The following is a 15,215-nucleotide window of genomic DNA, read 5'->3' as shown; positions in this document are numbered from 1 at the left end:
ACCTGAAACGAATCAGAACGCGGCTTCCAGCGAGACCATCGCGGTCCGCTCCTCGCCGACGTTGTAGTAGGCGGTGCTCGGCGCCAGGCCATTGGTCTTCACGGTGTTGAACGACACGGTGCGGGTCGAGGCCAGGTATTCCTTGTCGAACACGTTGAGCATCGAGAAGCGCAGGGTCGCGGACTTCAGCACTTTCTTGTCCACTGGCAGGTGGATACCGGCGTTGAGGTCGAACACGGTGCGCCCGGAGATCTTCTCGTCATTGGTCAGGTCGCCGTAGAAGGCGCCGACGTACTTGCCGACGACGTTGCCGTAGTAGCGCGAATCGTCGTAGCCCAGGCTCAGGTTGAACATGTTCTGCGGCACGTTGGCCAGTTGCTTGCCGGAGGTCGGCAGCAACACGTTCTTGTTGGTCAGGTCGTCCATCTGCTCGGACTTGGTGTAGGTGTACGAGGCGTAGTAGTTGAAGTTATGCGGCAGCAACCCGCTCCACTCCAGCTCCAGGCCGCGGTTCTTCACCTCGCCGACGTTGGCCACCACGTAGTCGCCATTGACGTCGGTGGTGGAGATCTGCCGGTCCTTGAAGGTGATGTAGAACAGCGTCGCGCTCAGGGCCATGTTGTCTTCGCTGTAGCGCCAGCCTAGTTCCTGGTTCCAGCTCAGCTCGGGTTTCAGGCTGATCGAGTCGCCCTTGTTGTAGAGCACGTAGTTGGGCGGCGTGCGCATGTTGCGGGTGACGTTGTAGAACGCCTGGTTGTTCGGGTCGATCTGGTACTTGGCGTTGAAGCTGGGCAAGAACTCGTGATAACGCACGTTCCGCTTTTCCGGCTTGTCGGTCAGGCTGCCGAGGTTGTTGCCGTCACGCTCCACATGCTGGTAGGCCAGGGCCCCGGTCAGGGTCAGGTCCGGGGTCGCCTGCCAGGTGTCTTGCACCCAGAGTTTCTGTGCCGGGGTCACGGTGTACTGGTGCCGGCCCTGGACCGTGGCGCCATTGCGATCCACCAGCTGGTCGGAACCCTGGTAGTCGCCCCAGACGTTTTCCGGCGCGCCATTGGCCTTGATGCCGATGAAGGGCTGGGTCTGGCGCTGGCGGGCGCGCTCGTACCAGTAGCCAACGTCCAGGCTGTGCTCTTCGTTGAGGTCCCACTTGAGCTTGGTGGTCATGCCCGGGCGCCAGGTCTCGGTCCAGGAAGGCCGGTAGTAGGTACCGCTGGGCAGGCCCCTCAGGTCATAGTTGCCGGCCTTGCTGGAAGAGGCGGACAGGGTGGTGGCGGTCTGGCCGCTGAAGCTGCCGCCGTTGGACCACACGTAGTACGGGTTGAAGGTCAGGCTCAGGTCGTCACGCAGCTGGAAGCGCTGGGTCACCGAAGCGGTCAGGCTTTCGAAGGGGTTGCGGTTGAGCTTGTAGGACTGGGACACGCTGCCGTTCTTGAACAAGGTGCTTTCCGAATAGTCCACGCGTCGCCCCTGGTTTTGGAACTGGGCCTTGCTGACGCTGTTGTAGTTGTAGTTTTCCTGCTTGTTGTACTTGAAGATGGCGTTGGTGGAGTTGCCGTTGCCGTCTTCGAACAGGGTGTTCCACTCGATCTTGTCGGCGCGCAGGGTGCCCTTGCCCTTCCACTTGTCGCCTTCTGTGTGGGAGGCCGAGACCCAGGTCTTGAAGCCGCCCAGGTCACCGGTGTTCAGCCGGGCAAAGGATTTGCGCAGGTTGTTCGAACCCACCGATTGCTTGACGAATACACCGAAGTCCTTGGTCGGGCGCGCGGTCACCAGGCCGATGTTGCCGCCGCTGGAGCCGATGTGCGGACCGTCGGCCTCGGACGAGCCCTGGGTGACAAACACTTCGCTGAAGTTTTCCGAATCGCCCATCAGGTTCGGATAGATGGAGTAGTCACCCGAATCGTTGATCGGGAAACCATCGGAGGAAAGGCCCACCTGGTCGGAGTTCATCCCGCGCATGGTGAAGTTGGTGCCGCTCAGGCCCGTGGCATCGGTGCTGGAGACGTTGATCCCCGGGGTGTACTTGAGCTTGTCCACGGCGTTGGCGGTGGGCGCCATCTGGTCCATGGCTTCCTTGGTCACGGTGGAACGCGCCTTGGCGCTTTCTTCCTTGATCATGTGGCCATTGCCCAGGGACTGTTTGCCGGCAACGTTCACCGCACCGACGTCCACGCTATCGTCGGCCAGAACCAATGGCGCAAAACTGCCCAGGCCCGATGCCAGAAGCAGGGCATAAAGTTTATTGATCTTCACGGGTCAATCCCTTGCTTACAACTTTCGTTAATAGGTGATGGGTTATTCCACGTTGTAGCTAAAGGTCGCGGTGAACCGTTGCTTGTTCTTGCCCGAGAAGGCGTCCGCCGGGAACGGCGAGACTTTTTCCACGCGGCGCAAACTGGTTTGCGCGGCACGGTTGAGCAACATGTTCGGCGCCTTGTTTTCGATGCCACTGTCGAGCACGTTGCCGGCCCGATCGACTTCCAGCCAGATCACCACATCGCCCTGGGGACGCTGCAACGAGGCCTCGCGGCCGCTGGGGTATTGCTTGTGCTTTTCCAGTTCCTTGCGCAAAGCAGCGGTGTACAGGCTTTCCTTGATGGCACTGGCTGGCGCCGCGGGGGCGGGCGCTGGAGCCGGTGCGGCGGCCGGTGTCGCCACCGGAGGCTTGGGCGCCTCGGCCACGGCGGGCGGCGGCGCCGGGGTGCTCTTGGCCACTTGCGCCGGGGCCGGTTTAGGCGCCACGGGCTTGGCGGGCTCGGGCTTGGCCACCAGCGGCTTGGCCACCACGGGCTTGGGCTTGACCACCGGCTTGGGCTTGGGCGGCTCGATCACCAGGGGTTCTTCATCCGGCACCACCACCGGCGGCTCGGGTTCGATGGGCTCCGGCTCGGGCGGTGGCGGCTCGGCCACGGCCAACAGTTCGCTGGCATCCACCAGGGCCACCTCCACGGTGCTTTCGTCATACACCGGCGTGATCTGCAATCGCTGCAACTGGCTGCTGTAGATCACCAGCAACAGAAGGCCGGCCGGCAGCAGGCATGCCAGCAGCTTGCGGGTTCGATAGAGACTGAACATGGCGTCAGGACTTGCGTGTGGCGATGGAGACGGACGAGAAACCATTGCCCTTGAGCAGGTCCATCACCGAGACCAGGCGCTTGACCTCCACGCCCTGGTCACTGTTGATGATGATCACCAGCTTTTCGCTGCCGGTGTTGAGCACCTTGAGTTGCGCCAGCAGGGCACCTTCATCCAGGTCCTGGCCATCGAGTTGCAGGCGTTCCTGCAGGCCCAGGGTGATGACCGCCTTGTTTTGCGGTTTCAACTGTTGCGCGGTGCTGGCGACCGGCAACTGCGTCTTGATCCCCACGGCCGGGATCACGTTGAGACTGATGAGTACGAAGAACACCAAGAGAAACATCATCACATCGATCATCGGGATGATTTCGATATGGGCTTTTTTCTTTTTAGCTACATCCCAGCTGCGCATCGACTTGCTCCTGCTTCAGCCATCCCTCCCCTACGAGAGCTGAATCACAACCCTCTCCGATCCTGACCATGTACTCAGGAATGCGCAGATCATCCGCGCCTCGTGTAACGGTTTAGTGACAGAACGAAGTGATATCGATGAATGTTCGGGAGCTCTGGGACAAGCTTCTCAGCGCAGGACGATGAACCGGCCGAGCATCGTGTGCTGTTTGAAACCCAATACCGCCTGCAGGGAGTCGAGGACGGCCTGTGGGTCCTTGCTGGAGAAACTGCCACTGATGCGCCGCAGACCCAGCTCATCGTTGAGCAACAGGATGCGTCCGGGAAAATACCGGCGCAGGTCCGCGACCACCTCGGCCAGGGGCGCGTGATAGTAGTTCAACCAGCCCTGGCGCCAGGCCAGTTGCGCTTCGCTGTCGGCCCCATGCAACGGCGCGGCCTGGCCCTGGCCGTAGGCCACCTGCTGGCCGGCGCCAAGCACCTGCCGGGGCGCGCCTTCGGCCGGCGTGACCGCGACCCGCCCGGACAGCACCGTGACCTGGGCGCCCTGGGGTTGCAGGCGCACTTCGAACTGGGTGCCCAGGACCCGGGCCTCGCCTTGTTCGGCACTCACCACGAAAGACTCGCCGGTATGACTGACCTGGAAGAACGCGGCGCCACGGCGCAGTTGGACGTGCCGCTGGCCGTGGCTGAAGTCCACGGCGATGGCGCTGTCGGCGTCCAGGGTCACTTGGCTGGCATCGGCCAGGGTCACAGTGCGCACCTGGCCCGGGGCCGACACGTAGTCGGCGCCCAGGTCATCGATCCAGCGACCCGGCTGCCACCCCGCTCCCAGGGTCACGGCCAGCAACCAGCTGGCAGCCAGCGCCAGGCTCACCGACCAGCGACGCCGGGCCCGCCCCCTGGCCCCGTCCATCTGCCGCAGCAAGCCCTGCAGGGCCTGGTCCTCTTCGGCGGCCAGGGTCCGCGCTGGCTGCTCGCTCAATTCCCATAGCACCTGGGCCTGGGCATAGGCTTCGGCATGGGCCGGGTCGGCTTGCAACCATTGGCTGAAAGTCGCCTGGTCGCCGCTGCTGGGCTGGTCGTGGAGCAGGCTCAGCCAGGCCAGGGCGGCCTGCTCCTGGGCGGGCGTCGGGGTGACGGTGGAGCGCTGGTTCACGGGGCATTCCTTGGCGTGCGCGTGGTCGAGGGTTCCCGCAGGCTGGCCTTGCAGGCTTCGAGGGCGCGCATCATATGTTTTTCCACGGCGCTTTGGGACAGGTCCATGGCCTTGGCGATCTCGGCGTACTTGCGTCCATGGATGCGATTGAGCAGGAAGATCTGCCGGGTACGCTGGGGCAGGCCGCGCAAGGCCGCCTCTACGTGGCGCAGGTCGTTACCGGCCTCCAGCACGGCCTGGGGCTCGAGAGCGTGCTGGTCTTGCTGCTCCGGCACCCAGCCGGCGCTGACCCGGACCCGCGCGCCTTCGCTGCGCAGGTGGTCGATGGCGATATTGCCGGCGCAGCGCAGCAGGTAGGTGCTCAGTTCCTCGACCTGGACCAGGGGCCGGCGCCAGAAGCGCAGGAACAACTCTTGCACCAGGTCCGCGGCGGTGGCCCGGCAACCGACCCGGCGACTGACCAGGGCCTCCATCTGCGCCCGCTGGGACAGGAACACCTGGAGAAAATGCGCACGAGTGCCCTGCGGGTCGGAGCGATCGAGCTCTGTGGGTTCCGGCGGCAGGATATTCATCGCAGGCACAGCACTCAGAATTGGGCCAGGGCCGCCAGCGGACTGGCCAACAGGCTCGCGCCCGCCATGGACAGCACCAGGCGCGGGCGGTACGGCAGCAGCCAGACCAGCAGCAAGGCGCTGCACATCGACACCGCGCACCACTGCACCAGCCCCAGGCTCCAGCCGGTGTCTTGCACGGCGCCCATCAGCGACAGCCCCAGCAGCAGCCAGCCGCCCAGGCGCAGGCCCTGGCGACGGCGGGCGCTGGGCTTACGGCCCAGCACCTCACCGTGGTGCCGATCCAGGGACAGGCACAAACCGGTGAAGCCGGCATAACAGAGCAACAGGGCCAGGAGCATTCAATCCACCTCGGTTTCAGCGGCCCGTGAGCGGGCCCGGGACAGGTTGGCGGCAGGCGCCCGGGCGGCGCGCTGCATCTTGTACGCGGCCCAGGCCAGGAACAGGCCACTGGCCAGGCAGGCCAGGTCGAAGCCGGCCCGGGTCCAGTCCCCACGACTGAGGAAACCATCGGCCAGGTTCGGCGCGGTCAAGGCATCGAGCAGCGGAATGCCGGCCAGCAACAAGGCCGCCAGCGCCAACTGCTCGATCCAGGCCCGGCGCCCACGGCGCAGCGCCGCGTGCAACAGGCCCAGGCCCCAGGCACTGAAGAAGCTGTTGACTTCCCAGTCGGCGCGCTCGGCAAAGCCGGCCGGCAGCAGGCGGTTGGCCCAGAAGAACACCGCCACCGCCAGCACCAGCCCGGACATGCTGGCGATGTTCAGCACGTCCACCAGGCGCAGCTCGAAGGGCATGGCCGGGCTCTTGGCATGCTTGAGTTGGCGCTTGCCGAGCCAGATCACCAGCCCGGTGCCGATCATCGCGGTGCTGGCCAGGCCACAGATGAAGTACAACCAGCGCAGCACCGGCCCGGCGAACACGCCCATGTGCAGCCCATAGAAGCTGCCGCCGATGGCCTTGGGCAGCGACTGCCCGGGACTTTCCGCCAATGGCTGGCCGGTGACGCCATTGAACGCCAGCGCGCTGACGAAGTTGCGGGCTACCTGGTCAGCCCCATGGCGCATGACCTGCACCGAGGCGTTCGCATCCCCGGGATTGTTCACTACCACCCGCTGCGCACGCCCACCCGACCAGTGCTGCAAGGCTTGCCTGAGCATCGGTTGCAAGGGCGCCAGCGGCGCTGGTTCACCGGCAGCCGGGGTGTTGCGGGCTACCGCTTGCAGGTCCTGGAAGAAGGCATTGTTGTCGCCCTTGTAGGCGACCAGGACGCCCGCCGGCATGACCATGGACATGAAGATCACCAGGCTGCTGTAGGTGATCATCAGGTGGAACGGCAGCACCAGCACCCCCAGTGCGTTGTGCCCGTCGAGCCAGGTGCGCTGGCCCTTGCGCGGGCGGAAGGTGAAGAAGTCCTTGAAGATCTTCTTGTGGATGATGATGCCGCTGACCAGCGCCACCAGCATCACCATGGCCGCCATGGTCGACAGCCAGCGACCCCATGGATAGGGCATCTGCAATTGGAAGTGGAAGCGATAGAAGAACTCGCCGCCCCGGGTATCGCGCGCATGCAGCTCGCTGCCCGTGGCCGGGTCCAGCAGCTTCTCGCTGAAGACGCCGCGCTCGCCGGGGTTGCCCGGTGCCTGCCAGGCCACCGAAAGGGCCGGCTCACGGGCGTCGGGCAGGCCGATGAACCAGCGTTGCGCGCCCTGGCCGTGCTGCTCCAGGTAGCGCTGGGCCAGGCCCAGGCTGGTCTCGGCGTCCAGGGCCCGGGCCGGGATCTCGGGCTGCATCCAGTGGCTGATCTCGTGCTTGAAATAGGACAGGGTCCCGGTGAGGAAGATGGCGAACAGCAGCCAGCCGAACAGTAAACCGCTCCAGGTGTGCAACCAGGCCATGGATTGGCGCAAACCCTCTTTCATGGCAGGGCCGCCCAATAGGCGCTGCCAGCCACCAACGCCAGCACCAGGCAGGGCAGGAGCAAGCCGAACCAGGCATGCCAGGCGCTGCGGCAGGCGAAGCACCAGATCACCGCCAGCAGGTAGAACAGGAACGAACTCATCATCGCGCTGAGCACCGCGTCGACCTTGGGCAACGGCAGCAGCAAGGCCAGGCAGGCGCAGGCCAGCGCCGCCAGCAGGTAGCCGCCCAGGACCGCGGCGCCGACCCTTGATGCCACTGCCAGACGATAGGAAGCGGGAATCCCGCCGGCCTTGCTCTTCATGTTCGGACCTTGCAGCAAAAGAAAGCCCGGGACGCGCACGCCCGGGCACAGGAGGCGGACAATATTAATGATAAATATTCTCATACGCAAAAGACTCGAAGCGTCACCGCCCCGCCCGCCCATTCGCGCCAATTGCCGGCGGTCGCCTGCGTTCCTGCTGTACCTGCGGGACCGCCTTTGCCAGGCCAAGATCGGCTGCGAACCAGGCATTTCCATCACCACGGTCAAACGCCACCCGCACGATGACTTCGGGCCGCAACCACGGATCCTGTACGTGCAGAGTTCGGTCGCGTTCTGGGCCGCCCAAACGAAAACGGGCCTGCAATGCAGGCCCGTCGGGTCGAGGGAAAATCCAGCTGTCAGCTATTGAGCGCAGCCTGCTGGTTTTCCAGGAATTCTTCTTCGAGCAGGGCATCCGCCTCGCTGCCGTCATCGCCGGCCACTGCCGCCGGACGTTTGGCCCGCAGCCTGCCGAACATGTGTTCCAGGGCACTTTCCAGCTTGACGGTGGCGCCGTCGATGGCCTGCTCCAGGGTATCGGCCTTGTGGGTCACGGAAATTGGCTGGTGCCCCTTGGGCCGGGCCTCGAGCTGGCAACGCAGGTCATCCGGACCCGACTTGCCGCCGTTCTCGTCACGCAGATGGACCACCACCCGGGTCAGGTCTTCCTCGTAACGTTCGAGCGTGCTTTCAACGGTGCTGCGCACCCACTCCTCCATCCGAAGGCTGCTTTGAATATGGTTATCGCTATGGACTTGGATTTGCATAGTTCTTCCCTTATTTCAGCTTGCTCGCAAGAGGCCTTGAACCTGGTTTCGACCAGCATTTCGTGACCTCTTGGTTACACAATTAGGCACGGCGAAGAACATTTCAACCCCCGGAAAAATATAAATATTCATGCGCAAATAAAGCCGGACAAACCGCCAGGGCGCTGTTAGTGTGGGGAGTCCGCCGCGCTTGCGACACGTCTCGAAACAGCTCATTCCTGCCCCTCTCCCAGGGGGTGCAGACCGCGAAATATCTCCGCTTCCTCCACCAGCCAGTCATGCACCGCCCGCACCCCGGGATGGCTCAGTGCGCCTGGCGCATAAAGCAGCACGTAACGCTTGTGATTGGGTACCGCGAGGCCGAACGGCACGATCAGGGTGCCGCGCTCCAGCTCGTCGTTGAGCAAGGTACGCCGGGCGATCGCCACGCCCATGCCGGCGATCGCCGCCTCGATGGTCAGGTGGTTGCGGTTGAAGGTATGGCCACGACGCACATCGGCGCCTTCGAAACCGATGGCATCGAGGTAGAACTCCCATTCGGCATATTCGTAGCTGCCGCGCCAGGCGGTGATGTCGTGCAGCAGCGGGAAGTGTGCCAGGTCCGCCGGACCGTGCAACGGTGGCCGCCCGCGCAGCAGGCTCGGCGCACACACCGGGAAGATCTGCTCGTCCAGCAGGGCCGTGGATTGCAGGCCCGGATAGCTGCCGTCGTTCAGGTCGATGGCCAGGTCGAAGTCGCCCTCGTGCAGCGCCACGCTGCTGTCCTCCGCCACCAGCCGCAACTGGATCTCCGGGTAGCGCTGCTGCAGGCGCGGCAAACGCGGGGTCAACCACTTGCCGAGGAACGACGGGATCGAGCGCAGGCGCAAGGTACCGCCGATCATGCCCGCATCCAGGCGGCGCAATTCGGCATCGATGTTGCCGTAGGCCTCGGTCACTGTCAGGGCCAGGCGCTGGCCCTCGGCGCTGAGTTCGACACCCCGGGCCCGGCGGTGGAACAGGCGAAACCCCAGGCGCTCTTCGAGCTGGCGGATCTGCTGGCTCACCGCTCCGGGTGTGATGTGCAACTCCTCGGCACAGCGGGTGAAGGACAAGTGCCGCGCGGCACAGGAAAACACATGCAGCCAGACATAGGTCTGGGCATGAAATTGACGGCTCATCGTTTAGCCCTGCTAAAGGATCTCTTAGGAAATTTCGTTGGTCACTGCTGACCGAGATTGGCAGTATCGCCGACATTGCGCTTGGCCTACAAAAAATGGCAGCGATCTACCTTCCATTGCTTGTAAGGCTTTAGCATGGCTATCAGTGTTTTCGATCTGTTCAAAGTCGGCATCGGTCCGTCCAGTTCCCATACCGTCGGCCCCATGCGTGCCGCCGCGACCTTTGCCCAGGCGCTGTTCGAGCAGGGCCTGCAAGAGCAGGTGCGGCGAGTGCAGATCCGCCTCTACGGCTCCCTCTCCGCCACCGGAGTCGGCCACGCCACCGACCGCGCCAGCGTCATGGGCCTGATGGGCGAGTGGCCGGACAGCATCGATCCGCGCAGCATCGGCCCACGCATCCAGCAACTGCGCGAAAGCGGCCAGTTGCTGCTGGGCGGCCGCTCGAGCATCGCCTTCGACTGGCGGCAGGACCTGCTCCTGCTGGACGAAAGCCTGCCCTACCACCCCAACGCCATGACCCTGGTCGCCCTGGGCGAACACGGCACCCTGCTGGAGCAGACCTACTACTCGGTGGGCGGTGGTTTCATCGTCGAGGCCGCACAGGTCGAGGCCGGGATCGACACCAGCGCCAGCGTGCAACTGCCCTACGACTTCAACAGCGCCGCCGAGTTGCTGGCCCTGTGCAAGACCCACGACCTGCGGGTCGGCGAGTTGATGATGGCCAACGAGCGGGCCTGGCGCAGCGACGCCGAGATCCGCAGCGGCCTGCTGCACATCTGGTCGGTGATGCGTGAATGCGTGGAACAGGGCCTGAGCCACGAAGGCATCCTGCCCGGCGGTCTCGACGTGCCACGCCGCGCCGCCAAGCTGCATCGCAACCTGCTGGAGATCGGCAAGCCCAACGTCATCACCTCGACCCTGTCGGCCATGGAGTGGGTCAACCTCTATGCCCTGGCGGTCAACGAAGAGAACGCCGCCGGCGGACGCATGGTCACCGCGCCCACCAACGGCGCGGCAGGGATCATCCCGGCAGTGCTGCACTACTACATGAAATTCAACCCGCAAGCCTGCGACGACGATGTCGTGAGCTTTTTCCTCGGCGCCGCCGCGGTGGGCATCCTGTGCAAGAAGAACGCCTCGATCTCCGGGGCCGAAGTCGGCTGCCAGGGCGAGGTGGGTTCGGCCTGCGCCATGGCCGCGGCCGGCCTGGCGGAAGTCCTGGGAGCCACTCCCGAGCAGCTGGAAAACGCCGCCGAGATCGGCCTGGAGCACAACCTCGGCCTGACCTGCGATCCGGTGGGCGGGCTGGTGCAGGTGCCCTGCATCGAACGCAACGCGATCGCCGCGGTGAAGGCGATCAACGCCACCCAGATGGCCCTGCGCGGCGACGGCCAGCATTTCATTTCCCTGGACCGGGTGATCCGCACCATGCGCGATACCGGCGCCGACATGCACGACAAATACAAAGAGACTTCACGGGGCGGCCTGGCGGTGAGCTGGGTGGAATGCTGAGGAGCCTTCCCTGACCGTCCGTAACACGTGAGCCCGAGCAAGAATAATAACGAGGCGATACCGATGACCGATGTACCCACACCTGCTACCCAGAATCCTGCCGTAGCGACACCCCGTGACAGCGCGCCAGCCTCCCGGGGCTGGAGCAAGCACGACACCACCTGGATGCTCGGCCTGTATGGCACCGCCATCGGCGCCGGCACCCTGTTCCTGCCGATCAACGCCGGGGTCGGCGGCTTCTGGCCGATGATCGTGCTGGCGCTGCTGGCCTTCCCCATGACCTTCTTCGCCCACCGTGGGCTGACCCGCTTCGTCCTGTCCGGACGCTCCGGGGACATCACCGAAGTGGTGGAGGAACACTTCGGGGTCGGCGCCGGCAAGCTGATCACCCTGCTCTATTTCTTCGCCATCTTCCCGATCCTGCTGGTGTACAGCGTGGCCCTGACCAATACCCTGGGCAGCTTCATGGAACACCAACTGCACATGGCCCCACCGCCGCGGGCGGTGCTGTCGCTGTTGCTGATCCTGGGCCTGATGGCCATCGTGCGCTGCGGCCAGGGCGTGATCGTGCGGGCCATGAGCCTGCTGGTCTACCCTTTCGTCGCCGCCCTGCTGTTGCTGGCCCTGAGCCTGATCCCCAACTGGAACGGCGCGTTCTTCGCCTCCGCCGGCGACGGCATGCCCATGCCGCTGTTCCTCAAGACCCTGTGGCTGGCGATCCCGGTGATGGTGTTCTCGTTCAACCACTCGCCGATCATCTCGGCCTTCGCCGTGGACCAGAAGCGCCACTATGGCCAGCAGGCCGAGCGCAAGAGCAGCGGCATCCTGGCCATGGCCCACGGCATGATGGTGCTGACGGTGATGTTCTTCTGCTTCAGTTGCGTGCTGGCCCTGTCGCCGGCGGACCTGGCCGCGGCCAAGGCGCAGAACATCTCGATCCTGTCGTACCTGGCCAACCACTTCCAGACCCCGGTCATCGCCTACGCCGCGCCCCTGATCGCGCTGGTAGCCATTACCAAGTCGTTCCTGGGCCACTACATCGGCGCCAGCGAAGGTTTCCAGGGGCTGATCGTGAAAAGCCTGCGCGGTCGCGGCCGCGCCCTGTCTTCCAGCCGCCTGGAAAAGCTCACCGCACTGTTCATGGTGCTCAGCTGCTGGGCAGTGGCGACCTTCAACCCGAGCATCCTGGGCATGATCGAGACCCTGGGCGGCCCGGTGATCGCTTGCCTGCTGTTCCTGATGCCGATGTACGCGATCCAGCGCGTACCGTCGCTGCGCCAGTATTCCGGGCAGTTGTCGAACCTGTTCGTGGTGTCGATTGGCCTGATCGCACTGTCGGCGATCATCTTCTCCTTCCTGCCCTGAAACGGGGCGGCAACGAAAAAGCGGACCCTGCGGTCCGCTTTTTTTGGCTCCCGGTTTCACTGGCCGGCGCCGGCCGCGGCATGCCCCTTGCTTGATCGCCCGGGAGGCACGCGGCAGTCGGCAAGCCTCGACGAGCGATCGGCCAGTGGTCCGCGATTGCGAACTAATCCCGCACCCGGCCGGTCAATGTCTGCACGATCCCAGCAGGCGGTGACGCGACATGGACAATCCATTGCAACTGATTACCGACACTTTCGCTCCCCAGTACCAGGTCAACCTGAGTATCCAGGACCTGGACGGCAGCATGATGCTGACCCTGTCCCAGGCCGGCCAGGTGGTGGCCAAGCGCCTGATCAGCGCGGCCCAGCGCAACGACCCGCGACGCATCGAACGGTTGGTGCAGAGCATCCAGTTCGGCATCGCCATCGAGCAAGGCCACAGCGCCATGGCGATCCTCCAGGCCATGACCAACGGCGACCGCCTGCCCCTGCCGCCGCCGGCAAACCAGGCAGCCCAGGCGCGGGCGCTGCCTCGCTAGATCTCGCCTTTCTCCACTTCCGGGTGCTCGCTGGAGCCCTCGCCGACCATGCGTTGCGGGTGCTCGATCTTCACCGAGGGAAACTGCGAGGACGCGTAGCGCACCACTAGCACGGCAAAGGCCAGCAGCAGGATGCCGCCGCACAGGTAGATGATCCCCAGGTCCGGCGGATTGTGGTGGGAGACGTTGGAAATCAGCAGCCGGGTCAACGCGGTGATCGCCACGTAGATCAGGAAACGCACCGGCATGTGGTTGGTCTTGAAGTAGATACCGACCATCGCGCCCAATTCCAGGTAGATGAACAGCAGCAGGATGTCGTCGATCTTGATATGGCCTTCCTCGAGCATCTGCAGGAATTCCATCACCGCCGCCCAGGCGGTCACCGCGCCGATGGCGAACAGCGCCAGGTAGTGGAACGACTCGACGAACAGGTTGCCCAGGGACTCGGCCAACTGATGGACGTTCTGCCGCAGGTTTTCGGCCCAATTGATTTTCACGATGGTTATTCCTTAGGTCGTTTCGACCGGATGATGCGCAAGGGACGTGACGGTTGTCCTGCATGCAGAAAAAAGGCCAGGGGCCGGTCATTGAGATGGCGACCATCGCCGACGAGGCACGTACCCGGCAGCAACGACTGCCGGGATCAATGGCCGGGGAAAAAAATCCGTCTACATTGAAAAGCCACTATCCAAGGGAAAAGGTTTCGCCTATTCTCTCGAACCTGTATATCGATACAGTATTTGTACCGACCCATTATCGTGAAGGCATGTGAGGTGGTGAATGGCCGTCGAAGTGGTATACCGCAGCAGCCGAGATCTGGAGCGCTTGTTCATGGATAAAGCCGAAGCTGACCGTCATGACAAAATGCTCGAACTGGCTGAAGTGCTAGCGCAGGTGCTGCAAAAAGCGGTGCCGTCGCTGACCGAGCAACAAGTGGAAGAAGCCGGCATCTACATGGCCAAGAATCGCGATGTGTTCGCCAAGGCCTTCAAGAGCCAGCCGGATGCGCTGAACGAACTGCTCAGCGAGGCGGCGCCAGCCGTGGCGTCGGTCGAGCAGGAGCAACCCGTCGAGGTGGAGGCGCCAGCCAAGCCGGCGAAAGCGGCCAAGGCCGCGAAATAGCTTGCCCCGATCAAACAGCCCTGCGTCCACGACACAGGGCTTTTTCATGCCTGGGAATGGAGTTGCCACCCGATGGCGTTCGTGCCGGAACGCCTTGGCGTACTGGCCACGCAACTGTCGATCCAATCCGTCGTCGAGCCCTTCAACCATCGTCCAATACATTCCCCGGGTGGTCGGTCGCAGCAATGGTTGGCCCCCGTCCGCCAACCGCTGCAAATGCCGATGCTAGAAACAGGCAGCAGGTTAACGCTGCCTAGCGATAGAGCACCCGCTCCGCCAATTCGTCGGCGATGCGTGCCGGCGAGCGCTTCTCCGCCTGGGCGTGGGCGAAGATCTCGGTCAGGCGCAGGCTGATCTGCGCCAAGTGGGCGGTGATCACCGGCAGTTCCTCGTTATGGTGCTTGAGCGACACGTAGATCAGCCCCCCGGAATTGATCACGTAGTCCGGGGCATAGAGGATGCCGCGCCGCTCCAACTGATCGGCGACCTGCAGGTTGGTCAGCTGGTTGTTGGCAGAACCGGCCACTGCCGAACAACGCAGCTGCGCCACGCTGCGGCTATTGAGCACGGCCCCCAGGCCACAAGGCGCGAGGATATCGCAAGGGGTGCTGAGCAAGGCGTCGTTGGCCACCGGATGCGCGCCCAACTGCTCCATGGCCAGTTGCACCTTGCCCGGGTCGATATCACTGACCAGCAATTCGGCGCCGGCGGCATGCAACTGCTCGGCCAGGGCATAACCGACATTGCCCAGGCCCTGGATCGCCACCCGCAGGCCCTCCAGGTTATCGCTGCCCAGGCGTGCCATGGCGGTGCTGCGAATACCGGCGAACACCCCCATGGCCGCATGAGGCGCCGGGTCGCCGGCGGCACTGGTACTGGTGACGTAACGAGTCTGCTGGGCGATGCAGTCCATGTCGGCCACCGAGGTGCCGCTGTCGATGGCGGTGATGTAGCGTCCGTCCAGTTGCTCGACGCAACGGCCGAAGGCCTCGAACAACGCGGCGCGGTTTTCCACATGGGCCGGGCGGATGATCACGGCGGTACCGCCGCCCTGGGGCAGGCCGGCCAGCGCCGCCTTGTAGCTCATGCCCTGGGCCAGGCGCGCGGCATCGGCCACGGCACTGGCGTCGTCGGGATAGGGCAGATAACGACAACCGCCCAGGGCAGGCCCCAGGCGGTTGTCGTGGATGGCGATCACTGCTTTCAACCCGGTCGCGGGGTCGATACTCAGATGCAGCGATTCAAGGCGGGTGCTGTGCATGAGAGCGAACATCGACGGGCTCCCGAATCACTTCTTGTAGTCGCCAGTATAG

The 15,215-nt window shown here is 64.1% G+C and carries 16 protein-coding genes and 1 pseudogene; 5 read left to right on the top strand and 12 right to left on the bottom strand.

Features of this window, described 5'->3' with window-relative positions:
• Positions 1-12 precede the first annotated feature (12 nt).
• The 10 genes from H7A76_RS14945 to H7A76_RS14900 all read right to left on the bottom strand — a co-directional run bounded on the left by H7A76_RS14945 (position 13) and on the right by H7A76_RS14900 (position 9,365).
• On the bottom strand, positions 13-2,253 hold the full coding sequence (locus H7A76_RS14945; RefSeq protein WP_185699195.1) for a TonB-dependent receptor family protein: 2,241 nt from the start codon (positions 2,251-2,253) through the stop codon (positions 13-15).
• A gap of 42 nt (positions 2,254-2,295) precedes the next feature.
• Positions 2,296-3,075, bottom strand: coding sequence for an energy transducer TonB (locus H7A76_RS14940; RefSeq protein ID WP_185699194.1), 780 nt, complete (start codon positions 3,073-3,075; stop codon positions 2,296-2,298).
• Positions 3,076-3,079: 4 nt separating this feature from the next.
• Positions 3,080-3,487 carry an ExbD/TolR family protein gene (locus tag H7A76_RS14935; protein WP_068584035.1) on the bottom strand — a complete coding sequence of 136 codons (408 nt, stop codon included), beginning with the start codon at positions 3,485-3,487 and terminating at the stop codon, positions 3,080-3,082.
• Between the two features lie 168 nt (positions 3,488-3,655).
• A complete protein-coding gene (locus H7A76_RS14930) occupies positions 3,656-4,645 on the bottom strand; it encodes a FecR family protein (RefSeq protein WP_185699193.1) in 990 nt (329 codons plus the stop codon).
• Positions 4,642-5,217, bottom strand: a complete 576-nt coding sequence (locus H7A76_RS14925; RefSeq protein WP_022642392.1) for an RNA polymerase sigma factor — start codon at positions 5,215-5,217, stop codon at positions 4,642-4,644. The genes H7A76_RS14930 and H7A76_RS14925 overlap by 4 nt, the downstream gene beginning before the upstream one ends.
• A gap of 14 nt (positions 5,218-5,231) precedes the next feature.
• Positions 5,232-5,558, bottom strand: coding sequence for a DUF3325 domain-containing protein (locus tag H7A76_RS14920; RefSeq protein WP_185699192.1), 327 nt, complete (start codon positions 5,556-5,558; stop codon positions 5,232-5,234).
• Positions 5,559-7,136, bottom strand: coding sequence for a PepSY domain-containing protein (locus H7A76_RS14915; RefSeq protein ID WP_185699191.1), 1,578 nt, complete (start codon positions 7,134-7,136; stop codon positions 5,559-5,561).
• Entirely contained in the window at positions 7,133-7,438 is a 306-nt protein-coding gene (locus H7A76_RS14910) for a DUF3649 domain-containing protein (protein WP_185699190.1), read from the bottom strand. The genes H7A76_RS14915 and H7A76_RS14910 overlap by 4 nt, the downstream gene beginning before the upstream one ends.
• A 359-nt stretch (positions 7,439-7,797) precedes the next feature.
• Positions 7,798-8,205: an HPF/RaiA family ribosome-associated protein gene (locus H7A76_RS14905; protein ID WP_185699189.1), complete on the bottom strand. Its 408-nt coding sequence runs from the start codon at positions 8,203-8,205 to the stop codon at positions 7,798-7,800.
• A 212-nt stretch (positions 8,206-8,417) separates the two neighbouring features.
• Positions 8,418-9,365 carry a LysR substrate-binding domain-containing protein gene (locus H7A76_RS14900; RefSeq protein WP_185699188.1) on the bottom strand — a complete coding sequence of 316 codons (948 nt, stop codon included), beginning with the start codon at positions 9,363-9,365 and terminating at the stop codon, positions 8,418-8,420.
• A 135-nt stretch (positions 9,366-9,500) separates the two neighbouring features.
• On the opposite strand from H7A76_RS14900, the gene H7A76_RS14895 reads away from it, so the two are divergent.
• The 3 genes from H7A76_RS14895 (at position 9,501) to H7A76_RS14885 (ending at position 12,780) form a co-directional block, all read left to right on the top strand.
• Positions 9,501-10,877, top strand: coding sequence for an L-serine ammonia-lyase (locus tag H7A76_RS14895; RefSeq protein WP_185699187.1), 1,377 nt, complete (start codon positions 9,501-9,503; stop codon positions 10,875-10,877).
• A gap of 63 nt (positions 10,878-10,940) precedes the next feature.
• A complete protein-coding gene (locus tag H7A76_RS14890) occupies positions 10,941-12,242 on the top strand; it encodes a serine/threonine transporter (protein WP_185699186.1) in 1,302 nt (433 codons plus the stop codon).
• Between the two features lie 220 nt (positions 12,243-12,462).
• On the top strand, positions 12,463-12,780 hold the full coding sequence (locus H7A76_RS14885) for a DUF3509 domain-containing protein (RefSeq protein ID WP_185699185.1): 318 nt from the start codon (positions 12,463-12,465) through the stop codon (positions 12,778-12,780).
• On the opposite strand, the gene H7A76_RS14880 is transcribed toward H7A76_RS14885, so the two are convergent.
• Entirely contained in the window at positions 12,777-13,277 is a 501-nt protein-coding gene (locus H7A76_RS14880; protein ID WP_185699184.1) for a phosphate-starvation-inducible protein PsiE, read from the bottom strand. The two genes, H7A76_RS14885 and H7A76_RS14880, sit on opposite strands and share 4 nt — an antisense overlap.
• Positions 13,278-13,339: 62 nt before the next feature.
• Between H7A76_RS14880 and H7A76_RS14875 the strand changes: the two genes are divergently transcribed.
• Together H7A76_RS14875 and H7A76_RS14870 are read left to right on the top strand one after the other, a co-directional pair.
• The gene (locus tag H7A76_RS14875) at positions 13,340-13,552 is read left to right on the top strand and encodes a hypothetical protein (protein ID WP_185699183.1); all 213 of its coding nucleotides are present in this window, start codon (positions 13,340-13,342) and stop codon (positions 13,550-13,552) included.
• Between the two features lie 8 nt (positions 13,553-13,560).
• Positions 13,561-13,815, top strand: a pseudogene (locus H7A76_RS14870) (YebG family protein); the annotation flags it as partial.
• Positions 13,816-14,155: 340 nt separating this feature from the next.
• Here H7A76_RS14870 and H7A76_RS14865 read toward each other — a convergent pair.
• Positions 14,156-15,175: a Glu/Leu/Phe/Val dehydrogenase family protein gene (locus H7A76_RS14865; RefSeq protein ID WP_185699181.1), complete on the bottom strand. Its 1,020-nt coding sequence runs from the start codon at positions 15,173-15,175 to the stop codon at positions 14,156-14,158.
• Between the last annotated feature and the right edge of the window lie 40 nt (positions 15,176-15,215).

The sequence above is a fragment of the Pseudomonas sp. MSSRFD41 genome, assembly GCF_014230245.1.
GTDB lineage: Bacteria > Pseudomonadota > Gammaproteobacteria > Pseudomonadales > Pseudomonadaceae > Aquipseudomonas > Aquipseudomonas piscis.
The sequence above is the reverse complement of the archived record's forward strand: the minus strand, read 5'-3'. Positions and strand labels throughout refer to the sequence as shown.

Coding starts and splice junctions, on each gene's coding strand:
- H7A76_RS14940 (WP_185699194.1), bottom strand. CDS start 3,075: ATGTTCAGTCTCTATCGAACCCGCAAGCTGCTGGCATGCCTGCTGCCG.
- H7A76_RS14935 (WP_068584035.1), bottom strand. CDS start 3,487: ATGCGCAGCTGGGATGTAGCTAAAAAGAAAAAAGCCCATATCGAAATC.
- H7A76_RS14925 (WP_022642392.1), bottom strand. CDS start 5,217: ATGAATATCCTGCCGCCGGAACCCACAGAGCTCGATCGCTCCGACCCG.
- H7A76_RS14920 (WP_185699192.1), bottom strand. CDS start 5,558: ATGCTCCTGGCCCTGTTGCTCTGTTATGCCGGCTTCACCGGTTTGTGC.
- H7A76_RS14915 (WP_185699191.1), bottom strand. CDS start 7,136: ATGAAAGAGGGTTTGCGCCAATCCATGGCCTGGTTGCACACCTGGAGC.
- H7A76_RS14910 (WP_185699190.1), bottom strand. CDS start 7,438: ATGAAGAGCAAGGCCGGCGGGATTCCCGCTTCCTATCGTCTGGCAGTG.
- H7A76_RS14905 (WP_185699189.1), bottom strand. CDS start 8,205: ATGCAAATCCAAGTCCATAGCGATAACCATATTCAAAGCAGCCTTCGG.
- H7A76_RS14900 (WP_185699188.1), bottom strand. CDS start 9,365: ATGAGCCGTCAATTTCATGCCCAGACCTATGTCTGGCTGCATGTGTTT.
- H7A76_RS14895 (WP_185699187.1), top strand. CDS start 9,501: ATGGCTATCAGTGTTTTCGATCTGTTCAAAGTCGGCATCGGTCCGTCC.
- H7A76_RS14890 (WP_185699186.1), top strand. CDS start 10,941: ATGACCGATGTACCCACACCTGCTACCCAGAATCCTGCCGTAGCGACA.
- H7A76_RS14885 (WP_185699185.1), top strand. CDS start 12,463: ATGGACAATCCATTGCAACTGATTACCGACACTTTCGCTCCCCAGTAC.
- H7A76_RS14875 (WP_185699183.1), top strand. CDS start 13,340: ATGCAGAAAAAAGGCCAGGGGCCGGTCATTGAGATGGCGACCATCGCC.
- H7A76_RS14865 (WP_185699181.1), bottom strand. CDS start 15,175: ATGTTCGCTCTCATGCACAGCACCCGCCTTGAATCGCTGCATCTGAGT.